This is a genomic window from Methylobacterium marchantiae (genome assembly GCF_042679825.1).
In the GTDB taxonomy this organism is placed as follows: Bacteria; Pseudomonadota; Alphaproteobacteria; order Rhizobiales; family Beijerinckiaceae; genus Methylobacterium; species Methylobacterium marchantiae.
The window spans coordinates 176,608-190,993 of sequence record NZ_JBHTND010000001.1; the positions used below are offsets into that span (position 1 = coordinate 176,608).

At 68.4% G+C, this 14,386-nt stretch carries 13 protein-coding genes; 3 read left to right on the forward strand and 10 right to left on the reverse strand.

What is annotated here, in order from left to right; all coding sequences use genetic code 11:
- Positions 1-98 precede the first annotated feature (98 nt).
- The gene (locus tag ACFQ4G_RS00845) at positions 99-1,313 is read left to right on the forward strand and encodes an MFS transporter (RefSeq protein WP_238207016.1); all 1,215 of its coding nucleotides are present in this window, start codon (positions 99-101) and stop codon (positions 1,311-1,313) included.
- A gap of 30 nt (positions 1,314-1,343) precedes the next feature.
- Here ACFQ4G_RS00845 and ACFQ4G_RS00850 read toward each other — a convergent pair whose 3' ends face one another.
- Positions 1,344-1,691, reverse strand: a complete 348-nt coding sequence (locus ACFQ4G_RS00850; RefSeq protein WP_238207014.1) for an antibiotic biosynthesis monooxygenase family protein — start codon at positions 1,689-1,691, stop codon at positions 1,344-1,346.
- 452 nt (positions 1,692-2,143) lie between these two features.
- Between ACFQ4G_RS00850 and ACFQ4G_RS00855 the strand changes: the two genes are divergently transcribed.
- Positions 2,144-2,542, forward strand: coding sequence for a helix-turn-helix domain-containing protein (locus ACFQ4G_RS00855; RefSeq protein ID WP_238207013.1), 399 nt, complete (start codon positions 2,144-2,146; stop codon positions 2,540-2,542).
- Positions 2,543-2,552: 10 nt separating this feature from the next.
- On the opposite strand, the gene ACFQ4G_RS00860 is transcribed toward ACFQ4G_RS00855, so the two are convergent.
- Genes ACFQ4G_RS00860 through cbiE form a run of 4 tightly spaced genes read right to left on the reverse strand, consistent with a single transcriptional unit; the run spans position 2,553 to position 6,464 of the window.
- Positions 2,553-3,881, reverse strand: a complete 1,329-nt coding sequence (locus ACFQ4G_RS00860) for a cobyrinate a,c-diamide synthase (protein ID WP_238207011.1) — start codon at positions 3,879-3,881, stop codon at positions 2,553-2,555.
- Complete coding sequence (cobM, locus tag ACFQ4G_RS00865) at positions 3,878-4,660, reverse strand: precorrin-4 C(11)-methyltransferase (protein WP_238207009.1); 783 nt, start codon at positions 4,658-4,660, stop codon at positions 3,878-3,880. The genes ACFQ4G_RS00860 and cobM overlap by 4 nt, the downstream gene beginning before the upstream one ends.
- On the reverse strand, positions 4,657-5,223 hold the full coding sequence (locus ACFQ4G_RS00870) for a cobalamin biosynthesis protein (RefSeq protein WP_379039499.1): 567 nt from the start codon (positions 5,221-5,223) through the stop codon (positions 4,657-4,659). The genes cobM and ACFQ4G_RS00870 overlap by 4 nt, the downstream gene beginning before the upstream one ends.
- The gene (cbiE, locus tag ACFQ4G_RS00875; RefSeq protein ID WP_379039501.1) at positions 5,220-6,464 is read right to left on the reverse strand and encodes a precorrin-6y C5,15-methyltransferase (decarboxylating) subunit CbiE; all 1,245 of its coding nucleotides are present in this window, start codon (positions 6,462-6,464) and stop codon (positions 5,220-5,222) included. Before cbiE ends, ACFQ4G_RS00870 begins: the two co-directional genes overlap by 4 nt.
- 14 nt (positions 6,465-6,478) lie before the next feature.
- Here cbiE and ACFQ4G_RS00880 point away from each other — a divergent pair, with 14 nt between their 5' ends.
- On the forward strand, positions 6,479-7,216 hold the full coding sequence (locus ACFQ4G_RS00880; protein WP_238207005.1) for a cobalt-precorrin-6A reductase: 738 nt from the start codon (positions 6,479-6,481) through the stop codon (positions 7,214-7,216).
- Positions 7,217-7,314: 98 nt separating this feature from the next.
- Here ACFQ4G_RS00880 and cobJ read toward each other — a convergent pair whose 3' ends face one another.
- The 5 genes from cobJ to cobN are packed head-to-tail and all read right to left on the reverse strand — an operon-like array spanning position 7,315 to position 14,294.
- A complete protein-coding gene (gene cobJ / locus ACFQ4G_RS00885; RefSeq protein ID WP_238207004.1) occupies positions 7,315-8,073 on the reverse strand; it encodes a precorrin-3B C(17)-methyltransferase in 759 nt (252 codons plus the stop codon).
- On the reverse strand, positions 8,070-8,861 hold the full coding sequence (locus tag ACFQ4G_RS00890) for a precorrin-2 C(20)-methyltransferase (protein WP_379039504.1): 792 nt from the start codon (positions 8,859-8,861) through the stop codon (positions 8,070-8,072). Before ACFQ4G_RS00890 ends, cobJ begins: the two co-directional genes overlap by 4 nt.
- Complete coding sequence (locus ACFQ4G_RS00895) at positions 8,861-9,493, reverse strand: precorrin-8X methylmutase (protein ID WP_238207003.1); 633 nt, start codon at positions 9,491-9,493, stop codon at positions 8,861-8,863. The genes ACFQ4G_RS00890 and ACFQ4G_RS00895 overlap by 1 nt, the downstream gene beginning before the upstream one ends.
- On the reverse strand, positions 9,490-10,923 hold the full coding sequence (locus tag ACFQ4G_RS00900) for a hypothetical protein (RefSeq protein ID WP_238207002.1): 1,434 nt from the start codon (positions 10,921-10,923) through the stop codon (positions 9,490-9,492). The genes ACFQ4G_RS00895 and ACFQ4G_RS00900 overlap by 4 nt, the downstream gene beginning before the upstream one ends.
- Positions 10,920-14,294, reverse strand: a complete 3,375-nt coding sequence (gene cobN, locus ACFQ4G_RS00905) for a cobaltochelatase subunit CobN (protein WP_238207001.1) — start codon at positions 14,292-14,294, stop codon at positions 10,920-10,922. Before cobN ends, ACFQ4G_RS00900 begins: the two co-directional genes overlap by 4 nt.
- Positions 14,295-14,386: the final 92 nt, after the last annotated feature.

Genomic DNA, 14,386 nt, shown 5'->3' on the forward strand with positions numbered 1-14,386 from the left:
CCATTAGGTCGTGCGACGAGCTGCCGTGACGGTGCTTTCCAAAGTCGTCGGGCGCATGGAAACCAACGATGTGCGAATCGAAGTGTCTGGAACCTGAAATGCAGGTCGTCACAACGCAACCTGATTCCGCCAGGCGCCTCGATACGACGGCGCCGACCTTCGCTGTCCTCGGCGCGCTGAGCCTGTCGCATCTTCTCAACGACTTGATCCAGTCGCTTCTGCCGGCGATCTACCCTCTCCTGAAAACCGGCTTCCGGCTCGATTTCGGGCAGATCGGATTGATCACTCTCGTGTTCCAACTCACCGCATCGGTGCTGCAGCCCCTTGTCGGATTACAGACCGACCGTAGGCCTATGCCCTTCTCACTGGTTCTCGGCATGGCTTCTTCGCTGGTCGGGCTGATGCTGCTCTCAGTCGCTTGGACCTACGGGATGCTGCTCATCGCTGCGGGACTCGTTGGCCTCGGCTCTGCTGTGTTCCACCCCGAAGCCACCCGGATGGCACGATTGGCATCGGGCGGACGTTTCGGCTTGGCGCAATCGCTGTTTCAGGTTGGCGGCAATGCTGGAACGGCGCTCGGCCCGCTTCTGGCCGCTTTCATTGTCGTGCCGAAAGGTCAGTCCAGCATCGCCTGGTTCTCTCTCGCCGCTCTCACGGGGATCGGCGTCCTGACACTGGTGGGACGCTGGTATCGCAAGCGGTTGGCAGGAACGGCGCGACCGACGAGACGAGCCGGTAGCGTACCAGAACCGGATCTCTCGCAAGGAGAGATCGTCGCCACCATCGCGATCCTGCTGGCACTCATCTTCTCCAAATATTTCTACATGGCAAGCTTTTCGTCCTATTACACATTCTACCTGATCCACCGTTTCGGATTGCCGGTGGCCGAGAGCCAGGTCTACCTGTTCGTCTTCCTGGGCGCTGCTGCAGCGGGCACCATCCTCGGTGGACCAATCGGCGATCGATTCGGTCGCAAACCGGTAATCTGGACCTCGATCCTCGGGGTACTTCCATTCACCCTCGCCTTGCCCCATGCCGATCTCGTCTGGACCGTGATCCTGACCGTGGCGATCGGGCTGATCCTGGCTTCGGCGATGCCGGCGATCCTGGTCTACGCACAGGAACTCCTGCCCGGACGTATCGGTCTCGTGGGCGGCCTCTTCTTCGGCTTCGCATTTGGAATGGGTGGGCTGGGCGCGGCTGTCCTTGGCGAAGTCGCCGACCGAACCAGTATCGAGTTCGTCTACGGCTTCTGCGCCTACCTTCCCCTCATCGGCCTCGCCGCGGCATTCCTGCCGAAACTCGGCCGGTGAGGCTGGAGCAACATCGCGTCTCTTATTCGCTCAGACGACCGCCTCGGAATGCGTCTCCGACGGAGATTTCGTCAGGGTCTGAATCGTCTCGAAGCCTTCGAATTGTGGATGACCGAGGTAGAGGGGCTTCGTCGACGGTGCCCGACTGTGCGCCCTGCGGAACTGCTCCGACCGGGTCCACACCTCGAATGCGGATTTGGAAGCCCAGACGGTATGCGATGCATACAATACGTAGTCTTCGTGCTCCGGGCCGCGCAGGAGCTGAAACTCGACGAACCCATCCATCTCGCCCAGTTGACTGTCGCGTCCGAGCCATACCTGCTCGAATTCTGCCGTTGCGTCTTTCACGACTTTGAATCGGTTCATGGCGATGAACATGGAAACCCTTTTCCCGTTGTCGGCAAATTACGAGCACCTCATTCTAGCTCGACTCGGATGGCTTGAGAAATGAATGGAAACAGTTAGTTTTCTGGATACGAAAATGACGCTTTTTGTGTTATATTAAGACTCCGAGATAAGACTGGTTCCTTCTCTCAGAAAGAGGGCCGCTTCCTGCCATGCATCGTTCGCAACGCCAAGCTTGCCGCCACTCTTGCCATCCATGCCTAGTTTGTGGTCAAGCTGTTTTGCGCATTTTGATGCGTCGTTTTGATCGTTGCCCTGCGGAACGACCCTGGAGATTTCGGTCTATTCTGGGATACCTCAGGGTGCCTGATAGGCCATGTTCTATTTGACCCTCGGGCAAGCCGAGTCAGTCATATCGAAGATGGCGTGTCGACCGCAAAGATCGGAACGGTTGCGAACGACCGTATTGAGCACTGAAACGAGTGATGATGCCAAAGCAAACGACCGACGTCGATCGCCTAGTCGGGCTACGGATCACAGCCTTGCGCAAGGCTCGTGGCCTTAGCCAGACTGCGCTCGGAACCGCTGTCGGTGTTACATTTCAGCAGGTGCAGAAGTACGAGAAGGGGCAGAACCGGGTCGGCGCAGGACGTCTCCGCGAGATCGCACGTCTCCTTGAAGTGCCCGTGTCCGCTTTCTTCGAGGAAGACGAGACCCAAGGAACTCAGTCGGATGTGTTCGGTTTTTTGAGCGCTCAGGGTGCGATCGAGTTGCTGCGAGCCTATGCCTTGATCGAGGACGATCAGCTACGGCGTGACGTATTAGCGATCGTTCGCACCGCCGCAAAGATGGGAAAACGCGCAGAAGTGCCCGTGAGCGCATGATCCCTTTTCGCTATCCAATCAGATGAAAAAAGCTGCCTGAGACTTGCCCGAACCGATGTCCGGCCAGTCCTTGCGGAATACCTTCGGCATCAGTCACATTCGCTAATGCGATATCAGGACCGGGTGTCGCGGTGAGTTCGCTGGCATAGTGAAACTCGTGGCCGATGAGCCGGGCGCCGGCTCGACCGAGTGTTCCATCGGCGATCAACGTCGCGACGCGATAACCGAGATGCAGTCGACGCGCCTTGTATGAGGTTGCGACCGGAAGCAACCCCGCCATCGAATGCGTAATCCCGGCAGCGTCCTCGAGGCTGGTTCCGAGCACCATGTAGCCGCCACACTCACCATGAACGGGCTTGTGCCGGGCAAAGCTCCTCAGTCCATTGAGGAACGTCGCGGCCGCCGCCAGCCTTTCGGCATGGAGTTCGGGATATCCGCCCGGGAGCCAGCAGGCGTCGCAGCGGTCGGGCGGGGCTTCATCGGCGAGGGGCGAGAAAGCGACGATTTCCGCGCCCGCGGCGCGCCAGCCGGCTTCCATATGCGGATACAGAAATGAGAACGCCTCGTCCGAGGCGACGGCGATGCGCTGTCCCGGAGGAGGGGGCAGGGTCAGCTCCGCCAGGTCGGGCAAGCGCCCCGCTGCCGCTGAGAGGATGGCATCGAGATCGAGGCTAGCCTCGGCGAGATCGGCGAGGCGATCGAGGCGGGCGTCGAGATCGCCGGTCTCGCGGGCCTGGACCAGACCGAGATGGCGCTCGGGCAGGGCAAGGGTCGCGTCGCGCATGAGCACGCCGAGCACCGGGATGCCGACCCGCGTGAGCCCGGCCTCCACGAGGCGACGATGGCGGGGGCTGGCGACCTTGTTGAGCACCACTCCGGCGATGCGGATGCGCGGATCGTAGCTGGCGCAGCCCAGCGCCACGGCCGCAGCCGATTGCGCCGCGCCCGACACGTCGACCACAAGAAGCACGGGCCAACCGTAGCGCGCCGCGATGTCGGCATTGGCGCCAGTGCGGCCCTCGCCTGCAACGATGCCGTCGAACAGGCCCATGGAGCCTTCCGCGATCACGATATCGGCATCTCGCCCAGCCATCGTCGCCACCGAATCGAGCATGGCATCGGGCATGGCGAAACTGTCGAGATTGACGCTGGGATGACCGGTCGCTGCCTGATGGAAGGCCGGGTCGATATAGTCCGGCCCGCATTTGGCGCCGCGGACGGCGAGGCCACGTCGGGCAAGCGCCCGCATCAGCGCCAGCGTCACGGTGGTCTTGCCCGAACTCGACCGCGGCGCGGCGACGAGCAGGCCCGGCGGATTCGGCCTTCCCGGCATCGTCATGCGCCGGCCTTCGGAACCGGCTGCCCCGTGGGGCGGAAACGCCGGTCGTAGTCGGTGGAATAGAGTGCGCTCTCGCGAAACTCATCGGCCGCCAGGGCGGGGCCGACGAGGATCAGGGCCGTCCGCTCGATGGACGCGAAGCGCACCTCCTCGGCGATGGTGGCGAGAGTCCCGGTAAGGACGCGCTCGTCCGGCCAGGTTGCCCGGAACACTACGGCCGCGGCGCAATCCGCCCCGTAGAACGGCACCAGTTCGGCCACCACGGTCTCGATCACGTGGATGGAGAGATGCAGGGCCAACGTCGCGCCGGTGGCCGCGAAGGCTGCGAGCGTCTCGCGCTCCGGCATGGCGCTCGCCCGGCCGGAGGTGCGTGTCAGGACCACCGATTGCGTCACGCCCGGAACGGTGAGTTCACGCCGGAGCAGTGCGGCGGCGGCGGCGAAGGACGGTACGCCCGGCGTCACCGTGTAGGGAATGCCGATCCGGTCGAGGCGGCGGGTTTGTTCGGCGAGGGCGCTCCAGATCGAGAGGTCCCCGGAATGCAGGCGTGCCACGTCTCGACCGGCCTCATGCGCGGAGACGATCTCGGCCACGATCCCGTCCAGGTCCAAGGGGGCGGTGTCGACGATGCGGGCATCGGCCGGACACCAAGACAGGATCTCGGGCGCCACCAGCGACCCGGCATAGAGGCAGACGGGGCAGCGGGCGATGAGATCGCGCCCGCGCACGGTGATGAGGTCGGCGGCACCGGGGCCGGCGCCGATGAAATGAACGGTCATGGCGCCTGAGTGGCGAAATGTACGGGAAGCGCAAGGGCGCATGTGACCGCTGGAGAAGCAATGCGCGGCAGAATTAGGATCCCGCCGTCGCCCGCTGCGGCCAGGGCGGCGGCCTCCGCCACCGACCCGACATTCCGGCTCGCCTCGATCCGGATCGAGCGAGTCGGTACGTGGCGGTCTACGGCGGTCAGGGCCGAGGGCGAGATTCCGGTGGGGACGATGCCGAACGCGGCGGCTGCCTCGCGGATCGGCCGCTCGCCAACGCGGTCTTCGGCGGTGGCGATGGCGGCGAGGCGGTCCGCCGCCTGAGCGCTCTCCGCGAGCGCGCGGCGGATCAGGGCGATGATCTCGTCTGCTCCGGCTCCGTGTCGAAAGCCGATCCCAGCGACGAGGGAGCGTCGCTCCTGCCCGTCAGGACTCTCGATATGGCGGCACTGGTCCGATGAGATTGCATCTCCTCCCTCCTGCAGAGAGGAGCGGGAGAGGGGGGCAATGCCGGATATGGTCTGCTCGTCTCGGAGCCGCCCTCCCACCCGATCAGTCCCCGGCAGACGGCGAATCACGGCTTCGTCCAGGCCCATTGCGTCACCGGCATCGCGGCGCGCCAGCCGTGGAGATGGCCGACCGGATCGGCATGGGCGATCGACAGGCGCTTCAATCGACCGCCGTGGCGGGCTAAGGCGGCGAGTAGCACGGCCTCGCCTTCCAGGGTGACGACATTCGCAACCAGCCGACCGCCCGGCCCAAGGGCATCGACGGCGCTGGCGAGTACGCCATCTCCCGCCACGCCACCGCCGATGAAGATCGCGTCGGGCGGGGCCAGCCCGTCGAGAACAGCGGGCGCCGCGCCTTCCACGATGCGCAGGTCCGGCACGCCGAGGCGGGCGGCGTTGCGTGCGATCCGGGCCGCGCGCAACGGGTTCGCCTCGATGGCGAGCGAACGCAGGCTCGGGTGGCGCAGCATCCATTCGATGGAGATGGAGCCGGCTCCCGCACCGATGTCCCAGAGAAGCTGGCCGGCGCGTGGCCGCAAGGCGGCAAGCGTCACGGCCCGGATGTCGGCCTTGGTGAGCTGGCCGTCATTCTCGAACCAGGCGTCGTCGAGGCCGGGACTGAGCGTGACGACCCGTGCGTCCGCATCGGCGACGATCTCCACCGCCAGCGTGTTGAGCGGATCGATGCCGGTGAGGGCGAAGGCGTCGGCCACGGCCTCGCGACGGCTCTCGCGCGGCCCGCCCATGGCTTCGAGAATGGTGAGGCGCGAGCGGCCGAAGCCGCGCTCAGTGAGCAGTGTCGCGACGGCCTGCGGCGTGGTCCCGTCCCAGGTCAGGACGAGGAGGCGGGCGCCGGGCTGGAGATGAGGCACGATCCGCTCCAGCGCCCGCCCGTGCAGGGTGAGGCAGGTGCTCTCGGCCAGCGGCCAGCCGAGCCGTGCCGCTGCGAGGCTGAAGGCGGAAGGGTGTGGGAAGACCCGCATCTCGGCCGCCGGAAGCAGTCGGGCGATCTCTGCGCCGATGCCGTAATGGAACGGGTCGCCGGTTGCGAGGATGCAGGTGGGCCGGCCACGCCGGGCGAGGAGGCCCGGATAGGCGTCGGAGATCGGGCGTGGCCAGATCCGGGTCTCCGCCGTCACCGGTGCGGCGAGGGCGAGATGGCGCGCGCCGCCATACACCACCTCCGCCGCGTCGAGGACGGCGGCAGCGGCAGGGCTGAGGCCCGCGCGGCTATCCTCTCCAATTCCGACGATGCTGAGCCAGGGGGGCGTGCTCGACACGGGCGCAGGGCTCATGGACAAGGCTGCCATGGGAGAAGGCGACGATGCGAGTTTTGATCCTCGGCGGCACCACCGAGGCGAGCACATTGGTCAAAGGTCTCGATTCGAGGATCGATGCGATTCTGTCGCTTGCCGGCCGCACCAGCGCACCGAAGCGTGAACCGGTGCGCACCCGTATCGGTGGTTTTGGCGGGGTTGAAGGCCTCGCCGCCTGGATCGCCGAAAACCGCATCGAGGCGGTGATCGATGCGACGCATCCCTTCGCGGCCCGGATCAGCGCCAATGCGGCACTGGCCTGCGAGGCAGTCGGCGTTTCGCTTCTCGCCATCCGCCGCCCAGCCTGGGAGCGGCAGGCCGGGGATGTCTGGACAGAAGTCGATACCATGGCGGAGGCCGCGGCCTGCCTCGGCACCGCTCCCCGCCGTGTGTTCCTCACCATCGGCCGCCTCGAAGTCGGCGCCTTCGCGGTCGCCCCGCAGCACGATTACGTGGTCCGCGCGATCGAACCGGTCGGTGATGCGCTGCCGGTCCCGCGCCTCACGGAAATCGCCGCGCGCGGACCTTTCGACGAAGTCGCCGAAGCGGCGTTTCTCGCCGAGCGGCGGATCGAAATTCTGGTGAGCAAGAATTCCGGCGGCCCCGCTACTTACGGGAAGATCGCCGCCGCCCGCACGCTCTCTCTGCCGGTATTGATCGTGCGACCGCCGCGGAAGCCCGACGTGGAGCGAGTGACGGATGCGGCCGGTGCGCTGGCGTGGCTGGAAAGACGCCTGGAGCACTAACCTCCCACCCGCACCCTCATCCTGAGGCCCGCTGCGCAGGCACCTCAGGATGAGGTCCGCGGATGGGGGAGACGAGGTCGGCACCGCGAGGCCCATTCTCACGCCGGCACGCTGCGCGGGGTGTAGACGAAGGGGGCCGCGCCGTCGCCGCGCGGGATCAACCGGGTACCGGAGGCGCCGATGATCACCATCGTCGCCATGTCGGCCGTAGTTTCCCGTGCCTGCGCCAATGTCAGCACTCGGATCGCCTCGTCCGGGCGCGAGACGGCGCGGGCGAAGACCACCGGCGTCTCGGGCGAACGATGCTCGGCGGCGAGGCCGAGGGCCGCGCCGAGCTGCCAAGGCCGGGCCGAGGAGATCGGGTTGTAGAGCGAGATCACGAAATCCACTCGCAGGACCGCCTCGAGCCTCGCGGTGATGACCTCCCAGGGCTTGAGGTTGTCGGACAGGGACATGGCGCAGAAATCCCCACCGAGAGGGGCGCCGAGGCGGGCCGCTGCCGCAAGCATCGCCGTGATGCCGGGCTCAACGGTGATGGCGAGATGGCGCCATTCCGGGGCGCCGTTCTCCACCGCCTCGAAAATCGCGGCCGCCATGGCGAAGACGCCGGGATCGCCCCCCGACACCACCGCGACCCGGCGACCTGAGGCGGCGAGCGCCAGGGCATGGCCGGCGCGGTCGATCTCGACGCGGTTGTCGGTGGCGTGCTTGGTCAACCCCGGTCGGTCGGGCACGCGGGCAACGTAGGGAATGTAACCGATGAGGTCCTGCGCCTGCGCCAGGGCCTCGCTCGCCGCCTGCGTCAGAAGGCGCGGATCGCCGGGGCCCAGGCCGATCACCGTGACGGAGCCTGTCACGGACGGCGTCCCTCGCCGGGCACCAGCACCATGGAGAAGTAGGGTGCCGCATCATCCGGCTTGTCGGCCAATGCGATGACTTTCTCGCCGGCCATCGTGCCCCGCTCCACGTATACGGCGCGGTCGAGCAGCCCGGTCTCGGCCAATGCCATGCGGACCTTCGGCAGGTGCCGCCCGAGCTTCATGATGACGGCGGCATCGGTGATGCGCAGCCGCTCCACCAGGGCTTCATGGCCGAGGGTCGCCGGCAGGATCGTCAGCACGTCGTCACCCCAGGTGATCGGCGTGCCGGCCCGCGTCCAGCACCCGGACATGCCGGTAACGCCGGGTACCACCTCCACTGGGAAATGGTCCTTCAGGCGCCGCCACAGATGCATGAACGAGCCGTAGAAGAACGGGTCACCCTCCGACAGGATCGCCACGTCACGCCCGGCTCCGAGATGGTCGGCAAGCCGGCTCGCCGCGTCGTCGTAGAAGGCTGCCAGCGCCGAGACGTAGTCCGGGTGCTCCGGGTGCAGTTCTGTGGTGTAGGGATAGACCAGGGCCAACTCGCGGGCGGGGTCGCACATCACGGCGTCGGCGATGGTCCGCGAATTGCCGCGCCGGCCCTTCTTGCAGAAGTGGACCAGGACTGGCGCCTCGGCGAGGACCTTCATGGCGCGAACGGTCAGGTAGTCCGGATCGCCCGGTCCCATGCCGACGCCGTAGAGCGTTCCGGTGGTGACCGTTCGCGGGATCTCGGTGAAGTCCGCCAGCTCGGCGGGAGGAATCCGCTCGCTCGAATCCATCACTCGATCTCGTTGGCGAGTGCGTTGATCGCCGATGCGGTCATGGCGCTGCCGCCCCGCCGACCGTGGACGACGATGAAGGGCACGCGGCCGTCGCGGGCGAGGGCCTCCTTGGATTCCGCCGCACCCACGAATCCCACGGGAATGCCGATCACCGCCGCCGGAGGGGCGATGCCCTCGTCGAGAAGTTCGAGGAGACGGAACAGGGCGGTCGGCGCGTTGCCGACGGCGACGATGCTGCCAGGCAGGTGCTCGCGCCAGAGTTCCATGGCGGCAGCCGTGCGGGTGGTGCCCATCTCGGCGGCGAGCCCCGGCACGCGCGGATCGGTGAGAGTGCAGATCACCCGGTTGTCGGCGGGCAGGCGCGAGCGGGTGACTCCGTCGGCGACCATGCGGACGTCGCACAGGATCGGCGCGCCGGCCTTCAGCGCGGCCTCGCCACGGCTCGCGAAATCCTCGGAGGCCTCCACGTCCTTCGGCAGGTCGGTCATGCCGCAGGCGTGGATCATCCGCACGACGACGCGCTCGGCGGTGCCGGTGAAGCGGGCGAGGTCGGCCTCGGCGCGGATCATGGCGAAAGACTGGGCGTAGATCGCCTGGCCGTCGCGCAGATAGTCGAGGCGCGAACTCATGTCGGTGTCCTGAAAGCGTGGGCTAGGGCGTCGGCGAGGTTGCCGTGATGGGTCGGATCGGCTCTCCTTACCCGCTCCAGCGCCGCGTCGAAAGTGAGGAGCGTCGCCGGCAACGTATCGGGTCGGCCGCCGATGACGATGCCATAGAGGCCGTCGCGCCCGACGAGGGTGAGCGATGCGGCACCCGGATGGGCGCAGCCTTTCGCGCAGCCGGACACATGAGCCGAGAGGCCCATCGCCGCGAAGGGCCGGAAGGCCTGTGCCAGCCGGGCCGCGTCGACGAGGGTCGGAGTCGATCCGGAAGCGCATGCCGGCGCGCCGGGGCAGGCGGCGATGCTCCCGCGCGGATCGTCGGGCTCGGTGATGAAGAGGAAGGCGAGGGCGTCGCGGGCACCACGGGCCGCTGCCCCATCCGACGCGACGAGGGCGAAGCCACGGGACGGTGCGAGATGGATGTCGCTTCCCATTGCCTCCGCACGATCTGCGAGGCGATCGAGGGCGCTCGCCGTGAGTCGGCCGAACGGTGCGTCGAGGAGGATGGCGGTTCGTCCGTCGGACAACGGCGTGAGGCCGGCGGATGGCGACCGTGCCGGCAGGGACATCGGTCCCGGCTGCAGGCCCAGGGAAGCGGCGAGCTTCGCTCGCTCCTCAGCCGGGATGTCCCGCATCCGCCGCTGGCCGCTTCCTACGAGCGCATGCAATGTCCCCGCGACGACGTCTGGTACGCGATCCGCATCGATTTCGGCGAACCATTCCGAATCGGCAAGGGCGAGCGCGACCCGGCCGGGGGCCACGACCACCACGCGAAGGTCGGCTTCCGTCTCTGACAGGCCGGCTCCCCCTTCCCGGACATTCGCAGCGTGAGCGGAGGACGATCCGGGATCCAAGGCGAGAATGGGCCGCGCCAGCGGCTCCTGAACCATGGCGCCCGAACATCGACGCTGCGAGACCTCTTCGACTGGGCTCCGCTCGTGCTCCGCCCGTCCGGGGAAGATGCCGGGGATGGCCGATGTGACGATGACGATGGTTTTGGCCGGCAGTCCGGGGATGCCGAGGCCGATCGCTTCAATCGTCGCCGCGAGTGCCATCACCTCGGGCGGCGCCAGCGGCGCGGTCAGGGTCAGGCGCTGCGGGCCGCCATCGTCGCGGACATCGCCGAGGCCGGCGCCGTCGAGCCAGCGAGAGAGCGGCTCGGCGGTCTCGTCTGAGACGCCCCTGATCTGCAGGTTCGCCCGCGCTGTGACGTCGATATGGCCGTTGCCGTGGCGCCGGGCCCCGTCGGCGATCGCACGTGCCTGCGCCGGGGAGAGGATTCCCAGCGGCGGGTGGATGCGGGCGAGCAGTCCGTCGCCGGTGGGCATCGGGCGGGCCAGGCTTGGGCACCAGCCCCGGCGCGACGGTTCTGGCAAGACGCGGCGCGGGGCGCTCATTCGGCGGCCTCCGGCATCAGTTCGTCGGCGGCCATGGCGTTGCGGCGGGTGGTCCAGAGGCCGCGGCGGCGGGCATCGTCGAACCGCTCGAGGATGGCGCGGGCCGCATCCGGATTGGCCGCGCGCAGGACGTCGAACGTGTCGAGGTCGGCGATCATCGCGCCGTAGAGCCGGTCGAGATCCGCGTCGGAGACGGCATCGGTGGTGGCGGCGAGCACGAACACCGCATCGATCCCCTGCGCCAGTTCTTGCGCGCCGCGATAGCCGTGGCGCAGCTGCGCCGCGATCCAGCGCGGATTGGAGAGTTTGGCGCCGATGAGCCGGGCGGCATCCTCGCGGGCGGTCCGGGCTTTCGGGGTCTCGGGGTCGGCCACGTCGAGGCTGTAGAGCGCGGGTACTGCGCCGGTGAGGGCGGCGGCCGAGGCGAACCCGCCCATGGCCTCCACTGCGGCGTCGCCGTCGAGGAGATCGCGTTCGGCGACGTCGAAGGCGTGGACATAGGCGTCGGCCTGCGCGACGCGGGCGGTGAAGCCGGCATCCGCCGCATCCTGCTGGCCGCCATAGGCATGCGAGGTGGCATCGAGATAGGCTCGGCCGAGTTCTTCGCGACTCTGCCATTGCCCGTCGAGGGCGAGTTCGCCGGCGCCGGCTCCGTAACGGCCGGGTGCGGCACCGTAGACGCGGGCCGAGGCCTCGCCCCGGCGGCGCGCGGCGGCGAGCGGGTTCTCCGCATCCTCCTCGTCGCGTCCGGCCACGGCGTCGGCGGCGCGGGCGAGGAGCGACAGGGTCTCGGGGAACGTGTCGCGGAACGCGCCGGAGACCCGCATGGTCACGTCGATCCGGGGCCGGTCGAGAAGGGCGAGGGGCAGCACCTCGAAACCGGTGACGCGGGTGGAGGCGTGGTCCCAGGTCGGGCGGACGCCCATCAGCGCGAGGGCGTGGGCCACGTCCTCGCCGCCGGTGCGCAGGGTCGGCGAGGCCCAGAGATCCATGACGATGCGGGCCGGATACTCGCCCTCGTCCTGAAGATAGCGCCGCACAACGGCGTCGGCGGCCCTGGCTCCGAGCAGGGCGGCGGCCCGCGTCGGCAGGCTGCGCGGATCGAGGGTCGTGAGGTTGCGCCCGGTGGGCATCACGTCGGTGCGCCCGCGCGAGGGCGACCCGGCGGGGCCGGGAGGAACGAAGCGCCCGTCGAGGGCCGCGAGCAGCCCCGCCCGCTCGCCCGCCGCGCAGGCCCTCACGCTGTCTGGTGCATCGTCGGGGGCATCGCCGAAGACGTGCAGCCCGTCGCGGGTGGTCACTTCGCCGAGATCGCACAGATGGGCGTCGAGGGCGGTGAGAGCGTCGGCCATCGGCGTGTCCGCGTCGATTCCGGCGCCCGAGAGCAGGCCGGCATCGCGTGCGTCGTCGAGGATCGCGCGGGCGATGATCTCGGCCCGGCGGGGATCGAGCACGCTCGCCGAGGAATATTCCTCCACGAGTTCGCGCAGGCGGGCCGCTTCGGGCGTCAGCCCGGCGCATTCGGTCTGCGGCGTCAGGTGGCCGAGGGCGATGCCGCCGAGCCGGCGCTTCACCGGAGCCGCCTCGCCGGGATCGTCGACGATGAACGGGTAGATCACGGGGAGGTGCCCGATCGCCCGCGCCGGCCAGCATGTCGGCGACAGTGCCACCGCCTTGCCCGGCAACCACTCGGTGGTGCCGTGGGTACCGAGATGGATCAGTGCGTCGAATCGCTGGCGCAATCCGAGATGGAAGGCGAGATAGGCATGGGTCGGCGGCTCGTCGGGATCGTGATAGCCCGCCTTCCGGTCGGCAGCCCGGCCGCGGTCGGGCTGGAGGAAGACGGCGAGGCCTCCGAGGCCGGCGCCGTGCGCCGTCACCTCGGGATGCGATCTTGAACAACAGGGAGAGCCGGTGAGCACCATCGCGAAGCGGAACGCCCCCTCGACGCAGAAAGGGTCGGATTCCGGCTTCCCCCAGCGCTGCTCGAGCGTGTCGCGCTCCTCCTGCGACAGCGTGGCGAGCCAGCCGCGATAGGCGACGAGCGGCACGGCGAAAGTCGGCGCTTCCTTCGTCAGCCCGCGCATCAGCACATCCGGCTCCGGCAGGTTTCCGACCGCATATCCGGCGTGCCGCAGCACCTCCGCGATGGCTCGTGCGCTCGCCGGCGTGTCGAGCCCCACGGCGAAGCCTGCCCGCCCGCCTCGGGCAGGATAGTCGGACAGGACGAGGGCAAGGCGGCGCTCGCTTCGCGGGCGGTGCTTCAGCGCGATCCAGGCAGAGGCGCGGTCGGCCAGGGCCGCGATCCCGGCGGGAAAGGGGACGGCGCGGCGTTCGCTGAAGCCGTCGGTCTCCGGCCCGTCCTCCTTGAACGAGATCGGGAAGCCCGCGAGGCGCCCGTCGAACTCCGGAAGAGCCACCTGCATGGCGAGGTCGGCGGCGTTCATGCCCCGCGCCGAGGCCTCCCAGGCGTTCTTCGCCGCACCGATGGTGAAGGCCTGGAGGATGGGAACGTCGACGGCGTCGAGGACGAAGCTGGTATCCTCGCGCGCCGAGAAGGCTGTGGCCGCGATGACGATGTCGGGCCGGCGCGACGCGATCGAGCCTCGCACGACGTCGAGGGCGGCCGGGTCCTTCAGGCTCGCCACCGCCATGGTGACTGTTCCGATGCCGCGCTCTCCGAGCGCGGCGGCCACTTCTACCATCGGTCTTGTGTCGCCGCCGAGCACGGCCGAACGGTAGACGAGGAGAAGGGCGAGAGGGCGATGCAATCCAGCGGCCGCGAGCGCGATCTCCGCGGATACAGGGCCGCAGCCGGAGCACCAGGCGAAGCCCCTCGGCAGGGCGATCGGGGGCGCCGCATCGAGGCCATATCCGATCTCCTGCGCCAGCCGCCGGAGCATCTGGCGCAGGTTGTCGGTTCCCCCGGCGCGGCAGTACTTCTCAAGCGTCTCGACGAGATCGGACGGGACCGTGGAATAGGCGGTGAGGCGCGGATCCGGCTTGTCGCAGCCGGGAATCACCACGAGCTTGACGCCGCCGGCACGGGCCGCCGTGGCGGCCCGCTCGATGCCGTAGCGCCAGTAATCGAGGCCGCCCAGACAGCGGATGACGACGATCTTCGAGCGCGCGATGACGCCGTCCACGTAGAGATCGACGGACATCGGGTGTCGCAGCCGCGCGAGTTTGGTGAGGCGCAGGGTCGGGAAACCGTCCCCGGCCGCGTCCCGCTCGGCCGCGTGGGCGCCGGCCAGCCCCGATAGGTCGGAATCGGTGAAGGACAGGAACACGATGTCCCCGGGCGCCTGGCCCAGATCGATGGCGGCCTCGCCCTCGTCGAGGCTGACCGTGTCGACGCGAATCAGATGCATGGCGGGCGCCGCGCGGCGCTTGCAGGCGCCGGCGCCTCGGGGCGAGGGCGCCTGCCGGAACAGCCGCTAGCCTGGATGGGGTCGGCAGGGCC